Source organism: Noviherbaspirillum malthae, assembly GCF_015352985.1.
Taxonomy (GTDB): Bacteria; Pseudomonadota; Gammaproteobacteria; order Burkholderiales; family Burkholderiaceae_D; genus Noviherbaspirillum; species Noviherbaspirillum malthae.
In genome coordinates, this window is record NZ_JACYXF010000023.1 from 1 (window position 1) to 25,468 (window position 25,468).

At 62.7% G+C, this 25,468-nt stretch carries 24 protein-coding genes, 1 tRNA gene and 1 pseudogene; 14 read left to right on the plus strand and 12 right to left on the minus strand.

Features of this window, described 5'->3' with window-relative positions; translation table 11 throughout:
* Positions 1–441: 441 nt before the first annotated feature.
* From IGW03_RS21175 to IGW03_RS21190, 4 genes are all read right to left on the minus strand, one after another.
* The gene (locus IGW03_RS21175) at positions 442–867 is read right to left on the minus strand and encodes a universal stress protein (protein WP_194724518.1); all 426 of its coding nucleotides are present in this window, start codon (positions 865–867) and stop codon (positions 442–444) included.
* 80 nt (positions 868–947) lie between these two features.
* Positions 948–1,688, minus strand: a complete 741-nt coding sequence (locus tag IGW03_RS21180) for a TerC family protein (protein WP_438943668.1) — start codon at positions 1,686–1,688, stop codon at positions 948–950.
* A gap of 335 nt (positions 1,689–2,023) precedes the next feature.
* Positions 2,024–2,998: a tripartite tricarboxylate transporter substrate binding protein BugE gene (locus IGW03_RS21185; protein WP_194724520.1), complete on the minus strand. Its 975-nt coding sequence runs from the start codon at positions 2,996–2,998 to the stop codon at positions 2,024–2,026.
* Between the two features lie 229 nt (positions 2,999–3,227).
* Complete coding sequence (locus tag IGW03_RS21190; protein ID WP_194724521.1) at positions 3,228–4,241, minus strand: TRAP transporter substrate-binding protein; 1,014 nt, start codon at positions 4,239–4,241, stop codon at positions 3,228–3,230.
* A gap of 198 nt (positions 4,242–4,439) precedes the next feature.
* Between IGW03_RS21190 and IGW03_RS21195 the strand changes: the two genes are divergently transcribed.
* The 3 genes from IGW03_RS21195 to IGW03_RS21205 all read left to right on the plus strand — a co-directional run bounded on the left by IGW03_RS21195 (position 4,440) and on the right by IGW03_RS21205 (position 8,152).
* Complete coding sequence (locus IGW03_RS21195; protein ID WP_194724522.1) at positions 4,440–6,494, plus strand: sensor histidine kinase; 2,055 nt, start codon at positions 4,440–4,442, stop codon at positions 6,492–6,494.
* Positions 6,495–6,566: 72 nt separating this feature from the next.
* Positions 6,567–7,157 carry a response regulator transcription factor gene (locus tag IGW03_RS21200; protein ID WP_194724523.1) on the plus strand — a complete coding sequence of 197 codons (591 nt, stop codon included), beginning with the start codon at positions 6,567–6,569 and terminating at the stop codon, positions 7,155–7,157.
* Between the two features lie 104 nt (positions 7,158–7,261).
* Positions 7,262–8,152 (plus strand): AEC family transporter, encoded by an 891-nt coding sequence (locus tag IGW03_RS21205; protein WP_194724524.1) that lies wholly within the window; start codon positions 7,262–7,264, stop codon positions 8,150–8,152.
* A 111-nt stretch (positions 8,153–8,263) separates the two neighbouring features.
* On the opposite strand, the pseudogene queG reads toward IGW03_RS21205, so the two are convergent.
* Positions 8,264–9,352 (minus strand): annotated as a pseudogene (gene queG / locus IGW03_RS21210) (tRNA epoxyqueuosine(34) reductase QueG); the annotation flags it as partial.
* 106 nt (positions 9,353–9,458) lie between these two features.
* Here queG and tsaE point away from each other — a divergent pair.
* The 7 genes from tsaE to IGW03_RS21245 all read left to right on the plus strand — a co-directional run bounded on the left by tsaE (position 9,459) and on the right by IGW03_RS21245 (position 16,406).
* The gene (gene tsaE / locus IGW03_RS21215) at positions 9,459–9,944 is read left to right on the plus strand and encodes a tRNA (adenosine(37)-N6)-threonylcarbamoyltransferase complex ATPase subunit type 1 TsaE (protein ID WP_194724526.1); all 486 of its coding nucleotides are present in this window, start codon (positions 9,459–9,461) and stop codon (positions 9,942–9,944) included.
* A complete protein-coding gene (locus tag IGW03_RS21220; RefSeq protein WP_194724527.1) occupies positions 9,908–11,311 on the plus strand; it encodes an N-acetylmuramoyl-L-alanine amidase in 1,404 nt (467 codons plus the stop codon). The genes tsaE and IGW03_RS21220 overlap by 37 nt, the downstream gene beginning before the upstream one ends.
* Before the next feature lie 225 nt (positions 11,312–11,536).
* Positions 11,537–12,031, plus strand: coding sequence for a chemotaxis protein CheW (locus tag IGW03_RS21225; RefSeq protein WP_194724528.1), 495 nt, complete (start codon positions 11,537–11,539; stop codon positions 12,029–12,031).
* Between the two features lie 121 nt (positions 12,032–12,152).
* Entirely contained in the window at positions 12,153–14,081 is a 1,929-nt protein-coding gene (gene mutL / locus IGW03_RS21230) for a DNA mismatch repair endonuclease MutL (protein WP_194724529.1), read from the plus strand.
* 5 nt (positions 14,082–14,086) lie between these two features.
* On the plus strand, positions 14,087–15,301 hold the full coding sequence (locus IGW03_RS21235) for a multidrug effflux MFS transporter (RefSeq protein WP_194724530.1): 1,215 nt from the start codon (positions 14,087–14,089) through the stop codon (positions 15,299–15,301).
* Positions 15,298–16,269: a tRNA (adenosine(37)-N6)-dimethylallyltransferase MiaA gene (gene miaA, locus IGW03_RS21240; protein ID WP_194724531.1), complete on the plus strand. Its 972-nt coding sequence runs from the start codon at positions 15,298–15,300 to the stop codon at positions 16,267–16,269. Before IGW03_RS21235 ends, miaA begins: the two co-directional genes overlap by 4 nt.
* A gap of 60 nt (positions 16,270–16,329) precedes the next feature.
* Positions 16,330–16,406: transfer RNA gene (locus tag IGW03_RS21245), tRNA-Met, on the plus strand.
* A gap of 117 nt (positions 16,407–16,523) precedes the next feature.
* Here IGW03_RS21245 and IGW03_RS21250 read toward each other — a convergent pair.
* From IGW03_RS21250 to IGW03_RS21280, 7 genes are all read right to left on the minus strand, one after another.
* Entirely contained in the window at positions 16,524–16,943 is a 420-nt protein-coding gene (locus IGW03_RS21250) for a hypothetical protein (protein ID WP_194724532.1), read from the minus strand.
* Between the two features lie 211 nt (positions 16,944–17,154).
* On the minus strand, positions 17,155–17,484 hold the full coding sequence (gene csgH, locus IGW03_RS21255; protein ID WP_194724533.1) for a curli-like amyloid fiber formation chaperone CsgH: 330 nt from the start codon (positions 17,482–17,484) through the stop codon (positions 17,155–17,157).
* Positions 17,485–17,630: 146 nt separating this feature from the next.
* Positions 17,631–19,406, minus strand: coding sequence for a beta strand repeat-containing protein (locus IGW03_RS21260; protein ID WP_194724534.1), 1,776 nt, complete (start codon positions 19,404–19,406; stop codon positions 17,631–17,633).
* A gap of 50 nt (positions 19,407–19,456) precedes the next feature.
* Entirely contained in the window at positions 19,457–19,981 is a 525-nt protein-coding gene (locus IGW03_RS21265; protein WP_194724535.1) for a hypothetical protein, read from the minus strand.
* A 41-nt stretch (positions 19,982–20,022) separates the two neighbouring features.
* Positions 20,023–20,961, minus strand: a complete 939-nt coding sequence (locus tag IGW03_RS21270; protein ID WP_194724536.1) for a CsgG/HfaB family protein — start codon at positions 20,959–20,961, stop codon at positions 20,023–20,025.
* Positions 20,958–21,425, minus strand: coding sequence for a curli assembly protein CsgF (locus IGW03_RS21275; RefSeq protein WP_194724537.1), 468 nt, complete (start codon positions 21,423–21,425; stop codon positions 20,958–20,960). The genes IGW03_RS21270 and IGW03_RS21275 overlap by 4 nt, the downstream gene beginning before the upstream one ends.
* A 19-nt stretch (positions 21,426–21,444) precedes the next feature.
* Complete coding sequence (locus IGW03_RS21280; RefSeq protein ID WP_194724538.1) at positions 21,445–21,873, minus strand: CsgE family curli-type amyloid fiber assembly protein; 429 nt, start codon at positions 21,871–21,873, stop codon at positions 21,445–21,447.
* A 327-nt stretch (positions 21,874–22,200) separates the two neighbouring features.
* On the opposite strand from IGW03_RS21280, the gene IGW03_RS21285 reads away from it, so the two are divergent.
* Genes IGW03_RS21285 through ybeY form a run of 4 tightly spaced genes read left to right on the plus strand, consistent with a single transcriptional unit; the run spans position 22,201 to position 25,409 of the window.
* The gene (locus tag IGW03_RS21285) at positions 22,201–22,560 is read left to right on the plus strand and encodes a hypothetical protein (RefSeq protein ID WP_194724539.1); all 360 of its coding nucleotides are present in this window, start codon (positions 22,201–22,203) and stop codon (positions 22,558–22,560) included.
* A 3-nt stretch (positions 22,561–22,563) separates the two neighbouring features.
* The gene (gene miaB, locus IGW03_RS21290; RefSeq protein WP_194724540.1) at positions 22,564–23,904 is read left to right on the plus strand and encodes a tRNA (N6-isopentenyl adenosine(37)-C2)-methylthiotransferase MiaB; all 1,341 of its coding nucleotides are present in this window, start codon (positions 22,564–22,566) and stop codon (positions 23,902–23,904) included.
* Between the two features lie 25 nt (positions 23,905–23,929).
* Positions 23,930–24,970 (plus strand): PhoH family protein, encoded by a 1,041-nt coding sequence (locus IGW03_RS21295; RefSeq protein WP_228535890.1) that lies wholly within the window; start codon positions 23,930–23,932, stop codon positions 24,968–24,970.
* Positions 24,954–25,409, plus strand: coding sequence for an rRNA maturation RNase YbeY (gene ybeY, locus IGW03_RS21300; protein ID WP_194724541.1), 456 nt, complete (start codon positions 24,954–24,956; stop codon positions 25,407–25,409). The genes IGW03_RS21295 and ybeY overlap by 17 nt, the downstream gene beginning before the upstream one ends.
* The last annotated feature ends 59 nt before the right edge of the window (positions 25,410–25,468 follow it).

Consider the following 25,468-nt stretch of genomic DNA (forward strand, 5'->3'; position numbering starts at 1 on the left):
TGGGGAAGTAGCCCGGACCCATGCGGCCGGCGGTGCCCATGGAATACTCCTGGCCGATCAGCACGGCGGCCAGGCCGAAGCCTATGAAGATGGCCCCTGACCAGAAGTCCTTGGGGTTACGGATGAACGATGCCACAGTAGTCTCCTCCTCGATCTTTGCATTCGTTGGTAAGGCGTTGTCTCAATTTTTGTATCTGCGTTGCGCCTGGAATTGCCGAGGCCGGACGCAACGCCGGATACCCATCCTAAGCACTGGGAGTGTCTTATCAGGATGTGGATGCATGATGGTCCCGTGGTTACGGGCATCAAAACACTATGCCTGCATCTGTTGATTCAGGCAACGTATATTATCAATCCGGCTTTCCGCAGAACAGCGTCCCGAATCATCGACATGCCCGGCGACTGCTGCGGGCGCCGGGCTATGGGACGCTGCCGCCAGGATTACTTGACCAGCACTACCGGAGCGTTGGCCAGATGGATGATCCGGCTCGCTACCGAGCCGACCAGCAGGCCGCCCAAGGCCGAAAGGCCGCGGGTACCGACCATGATTTCATCGCATTTCTGCTCGGCTGCAAAGCGGGCGATCACTTCCGCCGGCTGGCCCACGAACAGGTGCTGGGCAAAGGGCACGCCTGCGGCCTTGAGCGCGTCGGCGGCGCCTGCCAGCACTTTCATGCCTTCTTCATGATGGTACTGCTTCACCTGTTCCACATTGATGAAGCCGGCGACGCTGCCGTGCAGCGGATGTTGCACGTTGACCAGTTCGACCTGGTATTGGTCTTTGGCTGACGATGCTCTCCTGATGGCGTGCTGCACTGCACGCATCGCATTTTCAGAGCCGTCGACCGCCAATAGAATCTTGAACATTGCCCATCTCCGTCTAGTTGAGAGGACCGGTCGCAGCCGGCCACTCGCCGGGACGCCGCAGCGCCCCGTTGTTCTCGTTGTTATTTGTGTCCTGCTTCGCTGGAATGCTTGGTGTCGGCAAGGTCTTCCAATGCGGGCTCGCTGGCCTGAGCACGCGCCGCGAGCATCTTGCCGACGGCAACCACGAGCAGTGCGCCGACGACCGGGCCGATCCAGCTGGCTGCGGGCATGTTCGCATCGAACCATTCCTTGACTGCCACGTCGCCGACCGCCATGCCGCCGGCGATCCAGCCGAGCAGCGCGCCGCCGGCCACGATGACGACAGGGAAGCGGTCCATCAGCTTGATGACCAGCTGGCTGCCCAGCATGATGATCGGAATGCTGAGCAGCAGGCCGAAGACGATCAGAACCTTGCTGTCGCCTGCGGCGCCGGCGATGGCGATCACGTTGTCCAGGCTCATCACCGCATCCGCGACGATGATCGTCTTGATGGCTGCCGCGAGAGTCGCGCCGGCCTCGATGTTGTGGCCGCCCTCGTCAGGCTCGGGCAACAGCAGCTTGACGCCGATCCACAGCAGCAGTGCAGCGCCGACCAGCTTCAGGTAAGGCACGGCCAGCAGGGTGACCGCAAACAGGATGAGCACGACGCGCAGGCCGATCGCGCCGACCATGCCCCAGATGATGCCCAGCTTGCGCTGATGCTCGGGAAGACGGCGGCATGCGAGGCCGATGACGACGGCATTGTCGCCGCCCAGCACGATATCGATTGCAACGATTTGCAGAACAGCTACCCAGAACTGGGGGTTACTGAAGTCCATGATTACCTCTGGCGCTGAAGAGTTGTGGAAGACATGACGCTGGCCGGTGCCGGCTCTCCGCAGGGAAGATCATGTCGGATGGGCAAGAACGCCCGCCGAATAGTAGACGCGAGAGTATACAAGACGGCAACATCCGATTATTCGAGGACTTCCTGCGGAAAAAACTCAGCCTGCTTTCATGCAAGCTCCAGATTTCGACGAACGACATGCAGAGCCATTGCTTCGCGCTCATATCAAAATCCGACTTGCAAGCCCGCGCGCATTTCCGCGCCGGCACCCATTGATCCGGCCCAACATGTTCTCGGGCCGGACCCATAGGTTAAGGATAGACAGTCGGATCAGGTTCCGTCGAACTTGATGTTCTGCTTCTTCACCAGATTGCTCATCTTCTCCAGTTCCGCCTTGATTTCGGCGGCATGTTCCGACGGAGAATTGCCAACCGGCTCGGCGCCGCTCTGCAGCAGGCGCTCGCGCACTTCCGGCATCGCAAGCGCTTTCACCGCGGCGGCATTGATTTTCTTGATGATGTCGTCCGGCGTCTTCGCAGGCGCCACCAGGCCATACCATGCGGGATCGTTCACCTGCTTGAGGCCGAGCTCGGCGAAGGTCGGCACGTTCGGCAGGGCATCGAGGCGCTTGTTCCAGGCGATCGCAAACGGCTTGAGCTTGCCGGACTGGATATGGGACATCGACGAAGGCAGGTTGTCGAACATCATGTCGACCTGTCCGCCGAGCAGGTCATTGAGCGCCGGGCCCGCGCCGCGGTAAGGAATATGCAGGATGAATGTGCCGGTGGAAAGCTTGAACTGCTCGCCCACCATGTGCTGGATGCTGCAGGTGCCGGAGGTGGCGTAGTTGAGCTTGCCCGGATTCTTCTTCACGTATTCCAGGAAGCCTTTGAAATCCTGCGCGGGAAACTTGGGATTGACCGTCAGCACGTTGGGCGTGCGCGCAAGATTGGTGATGGGCGTGAAGTCGGTCAGCGGGTTGTAGCCGAGCTTGGGATTGCACGCCGGATTGACCGCATGCGTGGACACGGTGGAAATGCCGATGGTGTAGCCGTCGGGGTCCGCCTTGGAGATCGCGGTGGCACCGATGCTGCCGCCGCCGCCGCCGCGGTTCTCGATCACGACCGCCTGTCCGAGCTCCTTGCCGAGCTTGTCGCCGACCACGCGGGCGACGATGTCGGTCGTACCTCCCGGAGCGAAAGGCACGATCAGGCGGATCGGCTTGTTGGGATAGGACTGCGCGAATGCGGACGCCGCAACTGCAAATGATGCAACGACTGGCACGACTAGCTGGTGAAACTTCATTCCTGGTCTCCTGTTTTTAAACATCCTATGATCGACAGACTGCATGACGAGCCGATCATTCCTGCAAATGAAGATGCGAACATGCTCAACATGCGGACACGCCAGCGCCCCTGCGCCCGCGTGCGTGGTGCGAAGTATAAGCGCTTCAGGACATCGTCCTGTTGCTCCGCCTCCAGCATGCTGTCGATCTCCTCGTCAATTCCGGAAGAAACCGTCGGCTTGCCTTTCCTTACTTCAATGCTGCGCCGGCGATTTCCTTGTTGATCGAGGTAATCAGATCCTTGCCGATGCGGCCTTCCATTTCCTTCTGCACCGGCAGCAATGCCTTGCGCCACTCGTCGCGCTCCTTTTCATTGAGCACGTACACGACCGACTTTCCGCTCTTCCTGACCGCATCGAGAGCGGCATCGTTTTCCTGCTGGGAAATTGCATTGGCATAACGGGTCGCTTCCTTCATCGCTCCTTCCAGCGCGGTGCGAATGTCGGTCGGCAAGCCGTCCCAGAATTTCCTGTTGACGATGACCGCATACCCCAGGTAGCCATGGTTGGAGACGGTTACATGCTTTTGCACCTCGTGCATTCTCTGCGTATACAGATTGGACGGCGGATTTTCCGTGCCGTCCACGACGCCGGTCTGCAGCGCCTGGTAGACATCGGCGAAGCCGAGCACCTGGGGATTGGCGCCAAGCGCCCGCATCTGCGCATCCAGCACCTTGGATGACTGGATGCGCATGTTGAGTCCCTTGAAGTCGGCCGGCGTTCTCAGCGGCCGGTTGGCGGACATGACCTTGAAGCCGTTGTCCCAGTACGCCAGCCCGGTAATGCCCTTGGATTCCAGTTTCTTGAACAGGTCGCGTCCGACCGGCCCTTCCGTCACCCGGTACAAGGCTTCCTTGTTGGGAAACAGGTAAGGCAGGTCGAAGATTTCGAATTCCTTGATGCCGAAGGGGCCGAACTTGGCGAGCGACGGCGCCAGCATCTGCGCGGCGCCCAGCTGCAGGGCTTCCAGCTCTTCCTTGTCCTTGTAGAGCGTGCTGTTGGGATAGACTTCCACCCTGACGCGCCCTTTTGTTGCCGCTTCGGCAAGCTGCTTGAATCGCTCGGCCGCCTTCCCTTTGGGAGTGTCGCTGGCGACGACATGGCTGAACTTGATGACGATGGGCGCCTGCGCGGCCGCCTCGGCACTCATCGCCATTACGGCCGACAGGGCCATTACCAAGGCTTTGAAATGCTTGAACCGCATGAGTGTCTCCAGGAGCGCTGTGTTCGTCTAACCATCCGGAGAATTGTCATCAGACGATATACATCTGGCAAGTGTGGTTAACCACAACCGCTGCGGAAAGGGCCTTGATGCACTTCAGGCAAGTTTTGCCCGCGCAGGAATCGCGCCAAGCGCCCGATGTCGCCTTACAATATTCCCCAGCCCCCCTTCCCCGCTACCATGAGCCCCAAGCCATTTCGCCGGAAATTCAATCTCACATGGCCCAGCCGCCGCCAGGGCTGGCGCTGGGTGCTGCCCGTCCTGCTGGTGCTGCTTTTCCTGTCCACGCTGCTGTGGCTGCCGTGGCAGACGCAGCGCATGGAGTCCAGCGAGCGGCAGGAACAGCTCATCGCCGATACGCTGTGGGTGGAACAGACCATACGTTTCCAGCTTGGGCGCCATGAGGAAAACCTGCGCCTGATCGCCAATGAAATCGTTTCCGGCTACGGCTCGGAGAAACGCCTGCGCGACCGCCTGGTCACCATGGTGCGCGCCAACGGCGAGGTCGTGCGCATCGTGCAGTTCAGGGACGACGGTTCGGCCGCGATGTCTTCGGACGACACGCCGATACGTCTGGAAGAGCTGTCGGAGAACTCGCGCACCACCGCCGAGCGGGCGCGCAAGTCGAAGACGGCGCTGTACGCGCAGCCGGCGCCGGACCTGGCGACGCCGATGACGCTCGACTACCACGTGCCGCTCTATTCCGGCGACACCTATATCGGCATGCTGACGGCAAGCTATTCGATTTCCAGCATCCTCAGCGAAATGGTGCCGTGGTGGTTCGCCCAGGACAATGAAATCCTGCTGACCGACCAGGACGACAATGTCATCGACCAGCGGGCCGCCGGCGGACCGGGCCGCGGCGTCTATACGCACCGGCGCGCTCTCGACCTGCCCGGCGTCACCCTGACGCTGCGCACCAACAGCGTCAAGGGCGAGCCGAAGCTGCTGCCCAGCCTGCTGGTCGGTTCGGTGATTGCGCTGTCCCTCGGCCTCTTGTGGAGCCTCGGCGCATTGTGGCGGGACATCAACCGGCGCCTGGCGGCGGAAGGGGCATTGCGGCAGCAGGTGGCATTCCGGACCGCGATGGAAAATTCCCTGATGACCGGCCTGCGGGCACGCGACCTCACCGGCCGCATCACCTACGTCAATCCCTCGTTCTGCCGCATGGTCGGCATTCCCGCCGAGGAGCTGATCGGCAAGGCGCCGCCCATGCCCTACTGGGCGCCGGAAGCAATGAACGAATACAACCAGCGCTTTACCCGGGTGCTGGCAGGCACGGTGACGCCGCAGTTCGAGACTATTTTCCTGCGCGCCAACGGTGAACGCTTTCCGGTGCTGATCTTCGAATCGCCGCTGGTGGACGACAGCGGCAAGCAGACCGGATGGATGGGCTCGATCCTGGACATTTCCGACCGCAAGCAGGCCGAAGACCTGAACCGGCGCCAGCAGGAAAAGCTGCAGGCCAGCGCGCGGCTGGCCACCATGGGCGAAATCGCCTCCACCCTGGCGCACGAACTCAACCAGCCGCTGGCCGCCATCTCCAGCTACACCACCGGCGCGCTCAACATGATCCAGCAAGGCGCCGCCGATCCGGGCAAGCTCAATCTTGAACTGCTCAAGCCGGCGCTGGAGAAGGCCGGCACCCAGGCCCAGCGCGCCGGCCAGATCATCCGCAGCGTCCATACCTTCGTCAAGCGCCGGGAACCGAGCCGGGAACCGACTACCGTGGACACGCTGATCAACAACGTCATGCCGCTGGTCGAGCTGCAGGCGCGGCAGTTCTTCGTATCGACGCAGACCGACATCGACGCCGGCCTGCCGCCGGTGCTGGCCGACCGGGTACTGCTGGAACAGGTGCTGCTCAACCTGACCCGAAACGCCATCGAAGCGATGCAGGGCATTGCGCCCGAGCGACGCATCCTGAAAATCGTCGCCCGGCGCGCCGACGGATCGGCTTCGGGCCAGAACGTGGAAATCGCCGTCATCGACAATGGCCACGGCATTCCGGCCGAAGTCGCCGAACGGCTGTTCTCGCCGTTCTTCTCCACCAAGGCCGAAGGCATGGGCATGGGCATGGGCTTGAACATCTGCAGGACGGCGGTGGAATTCCACGGCGGGAAGCTGGTCCATGCCGACAATCCCGAAGGCGGCACCATTTTCCGCTTTACGCTGCCCGCGCTGACGGAGGGGGTGCCTGCCGACGGAGATTCGGCGATAATCCGTGAAACCTGAGCTTGCCGGATGACCGCGGACATCCGGAAAACAGCGGCCACAAGCGAACCAGCGAACGCCAGAGGAGACTGAATGCTGCATATTGTCGATGACGAAGAAGTGATCCGCGACTCGCTGACCTGGCTTGCGCAGTCGAGAGCCATCAGCGCAACCGCCTACGACAGCGGGGCCGCCTTTCTCGCGGCGCTGGACAACGCCGCCGGGTTCGACCCTGCCGGCGACTGCATCCTGCTCGATGTGCGCATGCCCGACATGAGCGGTTCCAGCCTGTTCGACACGCTTGCCGCACGCGGGCTGACCCGGCGCATTCCCGTCATCTTCCTCACCGGCCACGGCGACGTGCCCATGGCAGTCGACACGCTCAAGCGCGGCGCCTTCGATTTCTTCGAGAAGCCTTTCAACGACAACAAGCTGATGGATCGCGTCGAGGAAGCGCTGGCGGCATCGCGCGAAGCCGGCGCCAGCGCGCAGGTGCACGAGCGCCTCGCCACGCTGTCGGCGCGCGAACGCGAAGTGCTCGACCTCATCCTGGCCGGCAAGATGAACAAGATCATCGCCGATGAACTCGGCATCAGCATGCGCACGGTCGAAGTGCATCGCGCCCATATCTTCGACAAGATGAACGTGAAAACCGCGGTGGAGCTGGCGCGCCTGCTCAAGTAACGCACCGGTCGGATAAGGCACCGATGCGGGCGGCGGCGGCCGAACCTCTGTAACATTGCGTTTTTTTTCGCGTTGTCCACGTTGTCCGACTCTCCTGCCGCCCCATGTCCATCGTCACCATCCTGTTCCCCGATTTCGCGCTGATCCTGCTCGGCTTCCTGCTGATGCGCTATACCGATTGGGGCACGCCGTTCTGGAGCGGGCTGGAAAAGCTGATCTATTATTTCCTCTTCCCTGCCCTGCTGTTCTATTCCACCGCCCGCACCGCATTCGACTTCGCTGCCACCGGCACCATGCTCAAGGTGGCGCTGCTGACGATTTGCGCCGGCATCGCGCTGGGCTGGGTCGCCAAGCCGCTGTTCAACGTGCCGCCGATGATGTTCGAGTCCGGCGTGCAGACCGCATTCCGCTTCAATTCCTATATCGCCCTGGCGATCGCCTCGCGTCTGGGCGGCGAACAGGGAACCTCGATGATGGCGCTGATCATCGGCTTCGGCGTCCCGCTGTGCAATATGGCGGCGGTGCATGCGCTGGTGAAGAAGGGCGGCGGCCTGCTGCGCGAGATGGCGAAGAATCCCCTGCTGGTAGCCACCGCCTGCGGCATGGCTTTCAACCTTGCGGGCCTGCAGCTTCCCGAGGTCGTCGGCGCCACGTTGTCGCGCATGGCCAATGCCTCGATCGCGGTCGGCCTGATCGCGGTCGGCGCAGGACTGAGGCTGTCGGGAGTGCATGAAGCCAAGGGCATGGCGCTGTATTTCACGGCGGTCAAGCTGCTGGCGCTGCCGGCGGTGGCGCTGCTGCTCGGGCGGTGGCTGGAACTGGCGCCGCTGCAGCTGCAGCTGGTGGTGATATTCGCCGCCCTGCCCACCGCATCGAGCGCCTATGTGCTGGCTGCGCGCATGGGCGGCAACGGGCCTTTCGTGGCTGTCCTCATTTCCGGCGGCACGGTATTGTCGGCCTTGACCATTCCGTTCTGGCTCGCGCTGGCGAGGTAGACGGACGGCGAAGGCCGGGGATGAAGGGGATGATCAAGACCGCTCTTCGTCGCGGCCGCCCTCACCCCAGCCCTCTCCCGCCTGCGGGAGAGGGAGCGGAATACGTTCAGCTACCTGCGCCAGCGCCCAGGTCACATGTTCGCGCACCATCCCGGATGGATCGTTCTCGCGCGTCTTCAAGGCAGCGATCAAGGCTTCCGACTCCGGGGCGCCGCGCAAATCCCGCAAGCCATTGCCCAGGCCGACCGCCAGGTTGCGCAGCCAGCGCTCATGTCCGATGCGCCGTATCGGACTGCCTTCCAGCCGGCGGTTGAAGTCGTCCTCGGTCCAGGCGAACAGCTCGACCAGGGTCGGCGCATCGAGGCCGTTGCGAACGTCGAAATCCGCCAGTACGGACCGCTGCGCGAACTTGTTCCAGGGGCAGACCAGCTGGCATTCGTCGCAGCCGTAGACGCGGTTGCCGATCAGCGGCCGCAGCTCGACGGGAATGCTGCCCTTGAGCTCGATGGTCAGATAGGAAATGCAGCGCCGAGCATCGAGCCGGTAGGGTCCGAGGATGGCCTGCGTCGGACAGCTGTCGATGCAGGCATGGCATTGTCCGCAATGTCCGCTGGCCGGTTCATCCACCGGCAGCGGCAGGTCGGTGTACAGCTCGCCGAGGAAAAACATCGATCCTGCTTCGCGGTTGAGGAGCAGCGTATGCTTGCCGCGCCAGCCGATGCCCGACTTTTCGGCCAGCGCGACTTCCATCACCGGCGCAGAATCGGTGAAGACCCGGTAGCCGAAGTCGCCGACCTCGGCGCGGATGCGCTCGGCCAGCTGCTGCAGCCGGGCGCGCAGGACCTTGTGATAATCGCGGCCGCGCGCGTAGACGGAGATGACCGCAGCCTGCGGATCGCGGGCGCGCGTTTCTTCGGTAACGCGCCACCCCTCTTCGGCATCGCGCGGAAGGTAATCCATCCGCGCCGTGATGACGCGGATCGTGCCGGGAACCAGCTCCGCCGGGCGGGCGCGCTTCATTCCGTGGGCTGCCATATAATCCATCTCGCCATGGTGCCCTGCGTCCAGCCAGGCTTGCAGGCCGGCCTCATGCCTTGACAGATCGATATCGGCAATGCCGATCTCCGCAAAGCCGAGTTCGCGCCCCCATGCCTTGATAGCGAGGGCCAGCGTGGTCAAATTGTCATTGGAAACTGTCATGGCTATGGCATTTCCCGGCCGCTCCGCATCGCATGCGGGCCGGCCGGGAAACAGAATGGCGTCCAGGCGCCGTGTTCCAGCACCTTCAAAGAAGCCATTTTACGAGATGCAGCAATTTCAGACTCATTTACGCGACGAAGCCGACACCATCGCGCTCGGCAAGGCCCTCGCCCGGGTGCTGGCGCCGGGACTCACCATCTATCTGCATGGCGACCTCGGCGCGGGCAAGACCGCGCTCACCCGGGCCACGCTGCAGGCTGCCGGCCATGCCGGCAACGTCAAGAGCCCGACCTACACGCTGGCCGAACCTTATACCGTCAAGATTGCCGGAGCCCCGGTGGAAGTGATTCATTTCGACCTGTACCGTCTCGCCAGTCCCGAGGAATTCCTCGATGCGGGCTTCCGCGAATACTTCAACGCAGAGTCGATCTGCATCATAGAATGGCCGGAAAAAGCCGAGGGAGTGTTGCCCTCGCCAGACATCAACATGCATTTGAGCATTTCCGGCAATGGTCGTGATATAAAATGTGAGGCCTTGTCCGTCCAGGGTACTCAATGTCTCGATCGTCTGAAATTAGCGCTGAACTTGTAACTTCCTCCGCGAAGTCCAGACGCCGCCGCACCGTTCTGAAGGCCGGCGGCACCCTTCTCCTCTCCGTCTTCTCGTCCTTGCCCGCCCGCGCCGCCCAGATCATGGCGGTACGCGTCTGGCCCGCCGAGGACTACACGCGCGTCACGCTGGAGAACGACACCAACCTGAAAACCAGCCACTTCATCGTCAAGGATCCGGAGCGGCTGGTGGTCGACATCGAGGGTCTGGAGCTCAATCCCACCCTCAAGCAGCTGGTGGCCAAGATCCAGTCGAACGACCCGTACATCAAGCAGGTGCGCGTCGGCCAGAACCGGCCGAACGTGGTGCGCCTGGTGTTCGACCTGAAGGAAGAAGTCAATCCCCAGGTCTTTACCCTGGCCCCCGTCGGCGAATACAAGCACCGCCTGATCTTCGACCTGTATCCGGTCAATCCCGTCGATCCGATCGCGGCCCTGATCAACAAGGGCGAATGGTCGCGCGAGAAACCGGTGGAAAGCGTGCCGCCATTGGCCCAGGCCGGACCGGAACCCAAGCCGGCTGCGCCCGCGGCGCCTCCTCTGCCAAGCCTTCCCTCCGTTCCGCCGGTACAGGCGCAGCCCGAGCTGAAGCCGCCGAAGGCCGAGGCTAATGAAGAACCGTCAAGGCCTGCCACGCTCACCCGCATGATCACCATCGCCCTCGACCCCGGTCACGGCGGCGAAGACCCCGGTGCGCTGGGACGCGGGGGCAGCAAGGAAAAGGACGTGGTGCTGGAGATTGCCAAGCGCCTGAAAGCCAAGATCGAGACCCAGCCCAACATGCGCGTCATGCTCACGCGCGACGGCGACTTCTTCGTGCCGCTCAATATGCGGGTGCAGAAGGCGCGCAAGGTGCAAGCCGACCTGTTCGTCTCCATCCATGCCGACGCCTGGGTGGAACCGACCGCGCGCGGCTCGTCCGTCTTCGTGCTGTCGGAAAAAGGGGCTTCATCCACCGCCGCCCGCTGGCTGGCGAACAAGGAAAATGCCGCCGACCTGATCGGCGGCGTCAATATCAAGTCGCACGACCGGCAGCTGGCCAGCGTGCTGCTCGACCTGTCGACGACCGCGCAGATCAACGACAGCCTCAAGCTGGGCAAGGCGGTGCTGACGGAAATCGGCGGCATCAACCGGCTGCACAAGCCGGCGGTCGAACAGGCCGGCTTTGCCGTGCTGAAGGCGCCCGACATCCCCAGCATCCTGATCGAGACCGCCTTCATCTCCAATCCCGAGGAAGAAGCCAAGCTGGGCGACGACAAGTATCAGGACCAGATGGCCAATGCCGTGCTGCGCGGCATCCAGAAGTATTTCGCCCGCAATCCGCCGCTGGCCAAGAACCGCATGACCTGATCGGCAGCTTCCTTCGCCTGGATGCAGGGGCATCGCTCCCGCATCCAGGCGGTTTCCCGCATTACCTTCAAACATCCGCACCGAAGTGCCCAACTGCCGGCTTGAGGCTTGCCCGCGCATCAAAACAGTCGCTATCCCAAATCAAATCTGCTACTCTTTATTGCAACAAGGCAATTAAATGCCTCGTCGCCGCGTTTTCGATGCATCCTCAGATAAGGATCGATCATGATGCAAGCCACCACTACGGAATCCAGCCAGACCGCCATGTCGGCACATGAATTCCTGGCCTTCACTTTGGGCAAGGAAGAGTACGGCATCCATATTCTCAAGGTGCAGGAACTGCGCGGATACGAAGCGCCGACCCGCATCGCCAATGCGCCTGCCTTCATCAAGGGGGTCGTCAACCTGCGCGGCATCATCGTGCCGATCGTCGACATGCGCATCAAGTTCAATCTCGGCACGCCGACCTACGACCAGTTCACCGTCGTCATCATCCTGAACATCGGAGGGCGCGTGATGGGCATGGTGGTCGACAGCGTCTCGGATGTGATCACCCTGTCGCCGGAACAGGTCAAGCCGGCTCCTGAGATGGGCACCGCCCTGAATACCGACCACCTGATCGGTCTCGGCACCATCGACGAGCGCATGCTCATCCTCGTGGACATCGACAAGCTCATGTCCAGCGCGGAACTGGGGCTGATGGAAGAAATCACCGCCTGATTCCTGTCTCCCTTTCAAGCCTTCCTCCTGCCGCAAGCGGCTGATTGCGGCAGGGAAAGTCCGTCCCTGCGTCTGGCTGGCCCGCCCGGAAAGCAATCGGGCGCGACGGTATAATTTCGCAATGAATGCCCCGCACACCCCGCCCCGCCCGATCCAGGCGCTTCCCGACCAGCTGATATCGCAGATCGCCGCCGGCGAGGTGGTCGACCGTCCTGCTGCCGTCGTCAAGGAACTGCTGGAAAACGCGCTCGATGCGGGCGCGACGCAAGTCACCATACGGCTCGAGGAAGGCGGCGTGAAGCGCATTGCCATCACCGACAACGGGCGCGGCATTCCTCCGGACCAGATGCCGCTGGCGCTGGCCAGGCATGCAACTTCCAAGATTGCGTCGCTGGCCGATCTCGAGAACGTCGGCACGCTCGGCTTTCGCGGCGAAGCGCTGGCCTCGATCGCCTCGGTGGCGCAGGTCACGCTGACTTCGCGCACCGCCGATGCGCCCCATGCCTGGGAAATTTCGGGCAGCCAGGCCGGCCAGGTGACGCCTTCTTCCGGCGCCCTCGGCACCACGGTCGACGTGCGCGACCTGTACTACAACACGCCTGCGCGCCGCAAGTTCCTGAAATCCGACCAGACCGAATACGGCCACTGCGCCGAGGTAGTCCGCCGCATTGCGCTGTCGCGCCCGGATGTCGCCTTCTCGCTCTCGCACAACGGCAAGACGGTCGATCACTGGAACGTCAGCGAAATCGAGAAGCGCAGCGCGATGATCCTGGGCGGTGAATTCGCCACCGCCCGCCTGCCGCTCGACGAAAATTCCGGCCAGCTGCGCCTGCACGGCTTCGTCGGCTTGCCGACCGCGTCCAAGGCCCGTGCAGACGGCCAGTACTTCTATGTCAACGGCCGCTTCGTGCGCGACAAGCTGCTCGCCCACGCGGTGCGCGCCGCGTATCAGGACGTGCTGCACGGCGACCGCTATCCCTGCTATGTGCTCAGCCTGGAGCTCGACCCGGCGCTGGTGGACGTCAATGTCCATCCGTCGAAGATTGAAGTCCGCTTCCGCGACGGCCGCGCGGTGCACCAGTTCATCTTTCATGCGGTCAGCCGCGCGCTCGCGCAAACCTCCGCGACTTCGCACGGCGCCGCTCCGGCGCCGGTGACGGCAACCACCGGCGTGCTGCCCTGGCTGCGCGAGCAGAAGCAGACCGAATTCAGCATGCCGTTCGCCACGGGCAACGGTGGTAGTGGCGGCAGCAGCGGCGTGGCGCAATCAACCGCGGCCTATGGCGCCTTGTTCGCGCAGTCAGCTCCGCGGGAGGCTGCCATACCTGCCGGCGCGGGTTTGTCGCCGGCCAGCGGACCCTCGGCGCTGTTCGCCGCGACGGACACCGCATCACCCTACCAGGCGCAGGTCCAGGAACGGGCAAGCTTCCTGTCTGCGACGCCTTCACAATCCCTGCCCGAGCATGAGTTTCCGTTAGGCTTTGCGCTGGCCCAGCTGCACGGCATCTACATCCTTGCACAGAACAGGAAGGGGCTGGTGCTGGTCGACATGCATGCCGCGCACGAGCGCATCCTGTACGAGCAGCTGAAGAATGCGCTCGATGCCGATGCGCTGCAGATCCAGCCCCTGCTGATTCCGGTCAGCTTCTACGCCGATCCGGTCGAAGTCGGCACGGTGCAGGAAAACCGGGACGCCCTGCAGGCTCTCGGCTTCGACATCAGCGCGCTGTCGCCGACCACGCTGGCCGTGCGCGCGATTCCCGCGCTGCTCAAGAACGCCGATGCGCAGTCGCTGGCGCGCGACGTGCTGCGTGACATCCATGAATTCGGCGGCTCGCGCGTGCTGGTCGAACGCCGCAACGAAATGCTCGGCACCCTGGCCTGCCATACCGCCGTGCGCGCCAACCGCACGCTGACCATACCGGAAATGAATGCGCTGCTGCGCCAGATGGAAGCCACCGAACGCGCCGATCAGTGCAATCACGGCCGGCCCACCTGGGTGCAGCTTGCGCTGTCCGATCTCGACAAGCTTTTCCTGCGCGGGCAGTAATAACCTTGGACAACCGAACCCTACCGCTTGCGCAGTTCGCGCATGTTCCGCTGATGCCGCTGATCATTGCCTTCATGATGCTGCAGCCGCTGTCGACCGACCTCTACCTCGCTTCCCTGCCCAGCCTCGCATCCACCTTCGAGGTGCCGGCATCGACGGTGCAGCTCACGCTGTCGCTGTTCGTGATCGGCTTCGGCGCCGCCCAGCTCATCATCGGGCCGCTGTCAGACCGCTTCGGCCGGCGGCCGGTCCTGCTCTGCGGCCTGCTCCTGTACATGCTGGCCAGCGCGCTGTGCGCATTGGCGCCGTCGATCGCCCTGCTGATCGCGGCCCGTTTCCTGCAGGCGCTCGGCTGCTGCGCCGCGGTCATCATCGCACGCGCCATCGTGCGCGACGCCTATGCGCCCGAACACAGCGCCCGCGTCGTGGCGGCCGCCAGCACCTGGCTGTCGTTCGCCCCGCTGCTCGGCCCCATCCTCGGCTCCTACCTGCAGGTCACGTTCGGCTGGCGCGCCGCCTTCGTCACCCTCGGCCTGCTTTCCACGCTGGTGATGGCGGTGAGCGTCTGGCGGCTTCCGGAAACCAACATGCACCGCAATCCGCGCGCAACCGAACTCTCCGGCCTGATGGCCAACTACCGCATCGTGCTCGGCTCGCGCGAGTTCTGGGCGCATGCGCTGCCGGGCGCGCTGTCCTACGGCGCCATCTTTGCCTTCATATCGGGCTCCTCCTTCGTGCTGATCCGCGTGCTGAACGTGCCGACCGCCTGGTTCGGCTACTGCTTTGCCTTCGGCGTGAGCGGCTACCTGAGCGGCACCATCGTCTGCCGCCGCCTCCTGCCGCGCATCGGCGTCCACCGCGCCTTCCGCATCGGCAGCGCACTGTCCCTGATCACCGGCATCTTCTTCCTGGCGCTTGTCGGCACCGGCATTGCGCATTGGGGACTGATGCTGGCCGCCATGTTCCTGACCATGCTCGCCCACGGCATCAACTTCCCGATTGCACAGTCGGGCGCCGTCTCGCCGTTCCCACAGCAGGCAGGCACCGCGGCCGGGCTGATGGGCGCGCTCTACATGAGCATCGCGTTTGCAGTCGGCACGGTCGTCGCCAGCACTCTCGACGGCACGCTGTATCCGTTGGCCATCATCGTCTGCACCCTCGGCGCGCTCATTTTCATTTCGGTCCGCGCCCTGGCTTCCAGCGCGGCGAGAACGGCATGACGCGGCCCGCAGGCAAGCCGCTCGCGGTCGCCATCATGGGGCCTACCGCCTCGGGCAAGACCGCCGCCGCACTGGAGATCGCGCGCCAGATTCCTGCCGAAATCATTTCCGTCGATTCGGCTCTCGTCTACCGCGGCATGGACATCGGCACGGCAAAACCCACTGCGGCCGAGCGCGCCGCCGCGCCACATCACCTGATCGACATTCTCGACCCGGCCGAGTCGTATTCTGTAATGCAGTTCAGGCAGGATGCAATCAGGCTGGTCGGCGAAATCGCAGCCCGCGGCAAGCTGCCGCTGCTGGTCGGCGGCACCATGCTGTACTTCAAGGTGCTGCGCGACGGCATAGACAGCCTGCCGCAGGCCGATCCGGAACTGCGTGCGCGCCTCGATGAAGACGCTGCCCGCCTCGGCGTGCCGGCCCTGCATGCCAGGCTGGCAACCATCGATCCGGAAACGGCAGCACGCCTGAAACCCAACGATTCGCAGCGCATCCAGCGCGCGCTGGAAATCCACGCGCTCACCGGGCAGCCGATGTCGCAGCTGCTCGCCCGTGCGCCGAAGGAGGACTTGCCCTTCGACTTGCTGCCGCTGTCGCTGGAGCCATCGGACCGCAGCGTGCTGCATGCCAGGATTGCAACGCGCTTCGATGCCATGCTCTCGGCGGAGGGCGGACTGCTTGACGAGGTGCGCAGGCTGAGAACAAGAGACGACCTGCATCTCGGCCTGCCCTCGATGCGCTGCGTCGGCTACCGCCAGGCCTGGGAGTATCTGGACGGCGTCTACGGTTTTGCGGAGCTGAGGGAAAAAGGCATTGCAGCGACAAGGCAGCTGGCCAAGCGCCAGATTACCTGGCTGCGCTCGATGCCGGACCGGATCATCGTTGATTGCATCGCATCCGATGCCGGTTCGCAACTATTGGAATTGACCCGCCGCGCCCTGGCGGACCGGAAAAATCCGGCCGGCTGATATTTTCCAGCCGCCCAACTTGACAGAAGTAATCAATGTCAGCATAATTGCGGGCTTCTTGGTGATATAGCTCAGTTGGTTAGAGCACAGCACTCATAATGCTGGGGTCGGTGGTTCAAGTCCACCTATCACCACCAGAATTCAAGGCGGCAAGTCGTTAATCAATGACTTGCGGCCTTTTTGGTTTACGTTCGCTGCATACCCATCGTTCGATTCGCCTCGTCGTTGTGGTGAATCTGAACGGAAGAGCAAAATCAAAGGTCAGCGCGCGATCTGGTTACGAATCCACGCATACGCGGTTCGAGCATCGCAAGCATGAGCAGCAAAACCGTTATGGCCAATATGGCATAAAGTTCTTGAGGGGAATGTGATAGCGCGAGCGGCGCACGCGGGTCGTTGTAATTTGCAGGATAGGCGGCAATCGAAAACAAAGTAAAGCCGACGCATATCGACAGCGAAACGATGAGTATCCATCGCGCGGCGAACAAGCGCAGGGTCTGTCCAATCAAAAGCAATGCTGCCCCACCACACGCAATCCAGAAGAAGACTTGATACATGAAGAATGAACCCATCTTCATGCTCATCGTATCGACGACGTTTGCGTAACCAATGAAACAGAACACGGTAAGGACGCTGGTCGGCAAAAGAAGCACGAGAATCAATATCCAGCGCATGGAGCCCCCTAGATAAAGATTGCAAGAGGTTGCGCGGGTTGTTTCATCATCACGTCCGAAGGCATGAGATTGTCTCTGCGGACTACCCTCCTTAAAACCACCTGTCGTCCTTCAATCCAGCAAAAATTAAGAAAACAGCAATATATCACTGCAGACAAGCCGATTTCGCTCTGCCGCCGTTCTTCATGCGCTCTGATTCAAGCCGGCTGTCTCAATGCGTCCTGCCCGGCTCCTGACAGTCAAACCGATACACCCCCGCATCCACCCCATCCTTGCGCAGGCTGAGCTCCACGCTGCAGCTTTCCCGGTCCGTCATGCCGACCTTCACCTGCGCCAGCGGCATCGCCTGTGCCGCCGGCACATGCACCTGCCCCTGCTGGCTGACGCGGGAACTGCCGCCGCGCCCCTGCTGGACCACCTGCATCCTGAATTCCAGCAGCACATCCTTCATGCTTTTCACATACGGAATGATCCGCATCTGGCCCTGGTTGGCATGGGTATCCAGCCACACCTGGAGATCCGCGTCGGGCGTCATGGTCATCGTTTTTTCCTCATCACGTTCATGCAAAAAAGGCGGACAGCATCTGTCCGCCTTTGCGTTTCGGCTGCCCGGTCTTTCAACCGTTCAGCCACCAACCCGTTCGAAGCGCCGCGCCGCCGCTTGGGAGCGGTTGCGCGGCTATCCGATCAGTGCTGCCAGATGGCTGCGTGGTTGGTGTTGCCGGTCTGCGTGATCGCTGCGGCATGGCCGTTGCCGGTCTGCAGGATCGCGGCCGTGTTGCGCGCTGCATAGCTGACGCCGTCGCCAGCCTGGGCGATGGTCGCCAGATTGCCGTTGCCGGATTGAGCGATGTTCGCATAGTTCCAGTCGCCTGTCTGCGCAACCGACGCGGTCAGCAGGGAACCGCCCTGGCCGATGGAGGCATCATTGTTGGTGCCGCTCTGGGCGATCTTGGCCAGCGAGCTGGATGCGTTGTTCTGCGTGACGGATGCCAGGTTCAGCGAGCCGTCCTGGGCGATGATCGCGGTGCTGGTGTTGCCGCCGTTCTGGGACACGGATGCAGTCTGGAACGAACCGTTCTGCGTGACCGATGCCACATCCTTGTAGCCGTTGGTCTGGCTAACGCCGGCGATGTTGCTGCTGCCGGACTGGGTCACGGTCGCGTCGAACAGGCCCTGTACCACGCCGTTGCCTGCGGAAACGGTGCCGCCGCTCTGATGCACGGAGGCGACCTGGTTGTTGCCCGACTGCTCGACGGTGGCCTTGCTGAAGTCGGCCAGGCCGCCCTGGGTCACGTTCGCTGTCTGGACCGAGCCGGACTGTGTCACCGATGCGGTGCTCGACCAGGTGTTGGTCTGCAGGACGTTGGCGCTGCTGCCGTTGCCCGATTGGGTGACAGTGGCGCTGCCATCCTTGGCGCCGTTGTTCTGGGTGACGACCGCATTCTGGTTGTCGCCGGTCTGGGTAACGGTAGCCTGCTGGTTGAAGGTGCCGTTCTGGTTCACCAGCGCGGTGCTCTGGTAGCCGTTGGACTGGGTCACGGTTGCCTTGTTGGCAGCGCCGGCAGTCTGGTTCACGGTTGCCTGGAACTTGCCCTGAGAGATGGCGCCGCCCGGGAAGTAGGATGCGCCGCTCTGGCTGACGGTTGCAGCCTGGCCTGTGCCGGACTGGAACACGGTGGCGGAGCTGTAGTCGGCGAGGCCGCCCTGGGTCACGGAGGCTGTGTTGGAAGAATCCTGCTGCGTGACGGTAGCGTTGCTGAACCAGGTGTTGGTCTGCAGGACGTTGGCGGCATTGTTGCTGCCCGATTGCGTGATGGAGGCGCTGCCTTCGCGGCTGCCGGAATTCTGCGTCAGGGAAGCGGTCTGGCCATTGCCGAACTGGTTGACGTTGGCCGACTGGTTGGTGACGCCATCCTGCAGCACGGTTGCGGTATTGCCGGCAACGACGCCGTCAGCCTGGAATACGTTCACTTGGCCGTTGGTGGAGTTGGAGGTCGTCACGGTCGCGGTCTGGTTGGCGCCGCTCTGGATCACGGATGCCTTGTTGACGCTGCCCGACTGGGAGACCGAGGCGCTCTGGCTGTTGCCGGTCTGCGATGCGGCGGCTTCATTGCCGGTGCCGGACTGGGCGACGGCGGCTGCGCTGTTGGAAGCGGCGTCTTGCGTGATGCCGGCCACGTTGCCGTTGCCCGACTGGGTCACGGCAGCGGAGACGGATGTGCTGTTCTTTTGCAGGATGCCCGGTACGGAAGCCGGGTCGCTCGGTGTTGCGCCGGGCACGCCGGCACGGTTGTTGTTGCCGACCTGGGTGATCGACGCCGACGCGGACGACGATGCGTTCTGCTCGATGTAGGCGTCATTGCCGGAGCCGGTGGAAGAGATAGTGGCTTGAGCGAAAGCGGGGGATGCAGCGTACGCCAGGCTGATGCCGAGCGCGAGAGCAGTCAGTTTTGTTTTCAATTGTTTCTCCTAAATGGAAAGGGCTGTAAAAACGACGTGATCCGGCGCCCCTAATACTGGATCACCTTTGCAGCGAGACCGTTGCCGTGTTGCTGGACCAGCAGGTTCGGGCTGAGCGGCCCCTGCTGGATGTTCACTACGTTGGAATTGCCGGCCTGCTCGACGGCTGCGGCGTTGCCGCTGCCGGCCTGGGTGACATTGGCGCGGTTGTTGCGGCCGGCCTGCACCACGGAGACCTCGTTGCCGTCGCCGACCTGCTGGGAAAAGACGCGGTTGTCCCTGCCCTGCTGGATCGTCTCGACGCCGTTGCCGTAGCCGGACTGGCTGATCTCGCCGGTGTGCCGGTTGCCCTGCTGGCGCAGGACGGCTTCATTGAATTCGCCGGACTGCATCACGCTGGCCTGATGGCCCTGGTTGCCGTGGTTGGCCCCCATGCCGAATTCGGCGGGCCCGAGATCGGATTTGAGCGACATGTCCGCAGCCCCGGCGGCTGGGACGAAGCAGCAGGCAAAGGCAAACGGCAACAGCAATCCTGCCGCGCGCCGAAGCACGGCGGCGTTAGTCAGTAGTCTCACGATGGAATGACCTTTCAAGAAAGGGAAAATGACGCCCCTGCTCAGTGCCCCGCGGCGTGTAGTTGGGCATGTGCCTGCTCCTGCAGCGGCGTCTTCGCCTCGGGAAGTCCCAGGTACTCGGCGCTCTCCTGCAGGTAGGTGCGCAGTACCGGCGACTGCCAGTCGCTCTCGCGCTTGAGCGCCCAGATCTTGTCCTGCAGCCCCTGCACGATGAGGTGCCCGACCGCGGCTTCGATGGCTTCCCTGACGCAGAGCTGCGAGGGTTCGTTGCGGGTGTAGCCGCCTTCGAGTTCGAGCAGTTCCTTGAAATTGACGAAGCGGAAGACGCCGGTCGACAGCTCGTAGGAATAGATGGTCTTGGTGGTGGAGACGCTGTTGAGGATCTGTCCGCTGCGGATATCGACGCTGCGCAGGCTGATGGTCACCTGGTCGACCCGGTACTGGGTCTTGGCGCCGATGCCGAGATAGCGGGCGCCTGCGCCGCCGGTACGGACATTGGTTTCGTAGGCGACGATGCCGCCTTCGATGATGATGGTGGCCGGCACCAGCGCGGGCAGGTTGATCGTCTGGGCGCCCTTGTCCTGCGGCGTTTCCAGCGCGCGCACGATCTTGCGCTCGGTCAGCAGGTTCTGCAGGTTTTCACGTTCAACCGGGGTGAACCAGCCGGAATCCTTCAATGCCTTGACCAGCATCGTGGCCGCGCCCTGCGTCACCGCCGTCGAGAAGGAACTGTCCGGCGCCGGCTTGTACTGGCCGGTCTGGTCGCGGAAGCCGTAGACCGCGGCCACCACCTTGCCCTTGGGCTCGGGCAGGCGCAGCAGGTCGCGGGTGGCGCCGGTGGCCGGCGTCAGCTTCGCATTGGCGGCAACATCCGAGGGAAGCTGGGTCGATGCGCAGCCGGCCAGCGCCAGCAGCAGCGGAACGGCGAACAGGGACCGGAAAGTGCGGCCGCCGGGCACGCGGGAAAAAGAAAGCTTCATGGCTGTCCCACCTGGAAGGATGTGCTGGCGCCGGTCACCTTGTCGGTGGTGGTGACCAGCAGCAGGCCGCCGCCGAGATCGGAAATCTGGATCGAGAAATTGCCGGTGCTGACCGTGCCGGGCACCAGCTGGCCGTTGGCACCCATGATGCCGGACGTGGCGGCCGAAGCGAGGCGGCTGAGTACGGAGCGCTCGAGGATGTCGTTGAACTGCTGCAGGGAAGTCTGTGTGCTGCCGGTGGTCGGTTTCGGCGCATCGGGATCGGTGGTCTTGTTCTGGGCCTGCGCGGCGTTGAGAAGCACGGCGCCGTTCAGCGGGCTGCCGCCGAACGCCGGATTGACGGGCGTGTAGACAAGCTCGGTCGCATGGCATGCGGCTGCGCTCAACAAGGCACCGGATGCACCGAGCGCGCCCAGCAGCACGGCTGCGGAAAAGTGTTGCCTCGATCTGTTCCTGACTCTCATTCCACCCATCCCATGTTCATCAAAACTCGTCGGCGCCGAGATCGGCATCCCGAAACAGCAGCCGTTCGGCTTCGGTGTCGATGACCGTCTGGTAGACGAGATCGACCGCCTGTTCGCTCAGGCTCCTCAGCCCCGACCGCGCGCTGGACAAGGGCGCCTGGAATACCCGCCGTTGCGCAAACTCGACCCAGACCTGCCCGCCCCAGCGCGCCGAGGGCCGCTCGATCACCGTGATGGCGAAGCGCTCGCTCAGCTCGCGCTCGCGCCAGAGCGCCACGAAATACTGAAAGAATTCCTGGCCGGCGACGGTGATTGTCTGGTTGACCACCACGCCGCCATAGCTCTCGGCCAGCCCGCGCTCGACCTTGGCCGGCGCCGCAAACGCAGCGGGACATGCCGCCGTGATGCCTGCAAGGCAAACCATCGCCAAGGTCGAGAATGTCTTCAAAAAGCTTTCACCTGGAGTTACAAGTTGAAACAAAAACAACTGAATGGGGCGAATGATGATGGTCGAATTGACAATTGTCAATAACTCAATTGACCAATTTGAAACTTTTTGAGGAAGGTGTTGTCGCGAGCAGTGCAGCATCGGTTGCCTGCGCCGAGGAGGCGCTTTTGCGCAGTGGTATAATGCGCACGCTTGTCTGCGCCTCTCTTCGGCAACCATCGCGCCAATGCAGCATCGCTGGCCCGACCCTCGCTTCTGGCGGCAATGCAAGTCAGGGCTGTTTCCTTTCCTTCGTCCGCACACGTTTTTGATGAAACGGGGTCCGAGATGTGGCTTCGTCCCCTTCTCCTCTTGCTGCTTTCGCTGCTTTCCATTGCAACGCTCTCGACCGCGCATGCCTTCGAGCGGCCATTTCCCGCGCATGCAAAGCGCGGCAAGATGACGCCGGCCTCCTTTCCGGACATCGTGATCGAAGGCAAGACGCGCCAGCTCGCACCCGGCGCGCGCATCTGGAATGAGGACAACCTGCTGCAGATGCCGGCGTCGCTGCGAGGCAGCGGCCTGACGGTCAATTACACCGAAGACGCCAACGGCCATATCGACCGCGTGTGGATCCTGACCTCGGCCGAGGCAGGCGAGCCGATTACGAAACAAACGCAAACGCAACCGAACAGCAAGGCCCCTTAAGTCATGCCGAAAAAAGTATTCATCAAGACCTTCGGCTGCCAGATGAACGAGTACGACTCGGACAAGATGGCAGACGTGCTCAATGCCGCCGAAGGCCTGGTCAAGACCGACACGCCGGAAGACGCCGACGTCATCCTGCTCAACACCTGTTCGGTGCGCGAAAAGGCGCAGGAAAAGGTGTTCTCGGATCTCGGCCGCCTGCGCGAACTGAAGAAGACCAAGCCCGACCTGGTGATCGGCGTCGGCGGCTGCGTCGCTTCCCAGGAAGGCGAGGCGATCGTCAAGCGCGCGCCCTATGTCGACGTGGTGTTCGGTCCGCAAACCCTGCACCGACTGCCCGACCTGATCAGCCAGCGCCGCAGCAGCGGCCGCTCGCAGGTCGACATCAGCTTCCCCGAAATCGAGAAGTTCGACCATCTGCCGCCGGCGCGCGTCGAAGGCGCGACCGCCTTCGTGTCCATCATGGAAGGCTGCAGCAAGTACTGCAGCTATTGCGTGGTGCCCTACACGCGCGGCGAGGAAGTGTCGCGCCGCTTCGAGGACGTGCTGGCCGAGGTGGCCGGACTGGCGGACCAGGGCGTCAAGGAAATCACGCTGCTCGGCCAGAACGTCAATGCCTACCGCGGCGCGATGGCCGACGGCGAAATTGCCGACTTCGCGCTGCTGATCGAATATGTGGCGGAGATTCCGGGCATCGAGCGCATCCGCTTCGTGACCAGCCATCCGAAGGAATTTACCCAGCGCCTGATCGATACCTATGCGAAGGTGCCGAAGCTGGTCGATCATCTCTACCTGCCGGCGCAGCACGGCTCGGACCGCATCCTGATGGCGATGAAGCGCGGCTATACCGTGCTGGAATACAAGTCGGTGATCCGCCGCCTGCGCGAGGTGCGCCCGAACATTTCGGTGTCAAGCGATTTCATCGTCGGCTTCCCGGGCGAGACGGAGGCGGACTTCGAGGCCTTGATGAAGCTCATCAACGATATCGGCTACGACACCAGTTTCAGTTTCGTCTTCAGTCCCCGCCCCGGTACGCCCGCGGCGAACTTGCCGGACGACACGCCCTACGAGGTGAAGCTCAAGCGCCTGCAGCATCTGCAGGCCACCGTCGAAGCCAACGTGCGGCGCATCAGCGAAGCAATGGTGGGCAGCGTGCAGCGCATCCTGGTGGAGGGTCCGTCGAAGAAAGACCCGCAGGAGTTGCAGGGACGCACCGAAAACAACCGCGTGGTCAACTTCGCCGGCGGCCCGAATTCCGCAAGGCTGGTCGGCCAGCTGGTCGACGTGAATATCGTGCAGGCCTTCCCCTATTCGCTGCGCGGCGAACTAGTCATCAAACAATGAATCCTAGCGAGACGAACAACTCACTTTGAAACCCAAAATTCCTGCCCAAACTCAACAATTCATTCCCGAGCCGCTGGACAACAAGCGGCTCGCGCATCTTTGCGGACCGATGGACGAGAATCTGCGGCAGATTTCCGCCGCGCTCGACGTCACCATTTTCCGGCGCGGTGAAAAATTCGTCATCAGCGGCAACAATTCGCCGCGCGCCGTAGAGATTCTCGAAAACTTCTACCAGATCGCGGACAACCCCATTTCCGTGGAAGACGTGCAGCTTGCCCTCGTGGAACAGCGCGCCGTGGAACAGGAAGAAACCGCCAAGAAAACGCCGTCCGCTGCCGGCGACACCGATGTGGAAAGCGACGAGGCATCCCAGGTCGCGCCGGTCCTGAAGACGCGGCGCAGCGACCTGCGCGGACGCACGCCGCACCAGAACCAGTACCTGAAGGCGATCCTGGAGCACGACGTCACCTTCGGCATCGGCCCGGCCGGCACCGGCAAGACCTACCTTGCCGTGGCCTGCGCGGTGGATGCGCTGGAGCGCGACGCCATCAAGCGCATCGTGCTGACGCGTCCGGCCGTGGAAGCCGGCGAGCGCCTCGGTTTCCTGCCGGGCGACCTGACGCAGAAGGTCGATCCGTATCTGCGCCCGCTGTATGACGCCCTTTATGACCTGCTCGGTTTCGACCGCACGCAGAAGATGTTCGAGAAGCAAGTGATCGAGATCGCGCCGCTGGCCTACATGCGCGGACGCACCTTGAATCATGCGTTCATCATTCTCGACGAAGCGCAGAACACGACGCCGGAACAGATGAAGATGTTCCTCACGCGCATCGGCTTCGGCAGCAAGGCCGTCGTCACCGGCGACGTCACGCAGATCGACCTGCAGCGCACGCAGAAAAGCGGCCTGGTCGATGCCGCGCATATCCTGAGAAACGTACGCGGCATCGCCTTCACGCAGTTCACCAGCGCCGACGTGGTGCGCCATCCTCTGGTGGCCCGGATTGTTGACGCGTATGATGCGGCAACACCCAAAAGCGCAACCTTGAGAAATGTCGCAAAAAAATAAGCTGAGCCTGTCAGTCCAGTACCCCGATGCCCGCCTGAAAGAAATCGTCACCCGCGCCGACCTGAGGCGCTGGGTGCAGGCGGCGCTGTTTGCCCCGGCGGAACTGACCATCCGTTTCGTCGATGCCGAGGAAGGCCGCGCCCTCAACCGTGAATACCGCGGCAAGGACTACGCGACCAATGTGCTGACCTTTGCCTATACGGAAGACGAGGAAAGCGAAACGACGCAGGCCGACATCATTCTCTGCACCGATGTGCTGCAGCGCGAAGCCGACGAGCAGAAGAAAACGGTGCAGGCGCACACTGCCCACCTGGTCGTGCACGGCGTGCTGCATGCGCAGGGCTACGACCATGAAACGGATGAGGAAGCAGCCGAAATGGAAGGCTTGGAAATTGAAATCCTGGCAAGCCTGGGGCAGTCGAATCCCTACGTGAGTTAGATTTTAGACAATGCCGGGACGGGCTTTTTCCTCGTCCGCCGTCCCATTTGTTGTATCCT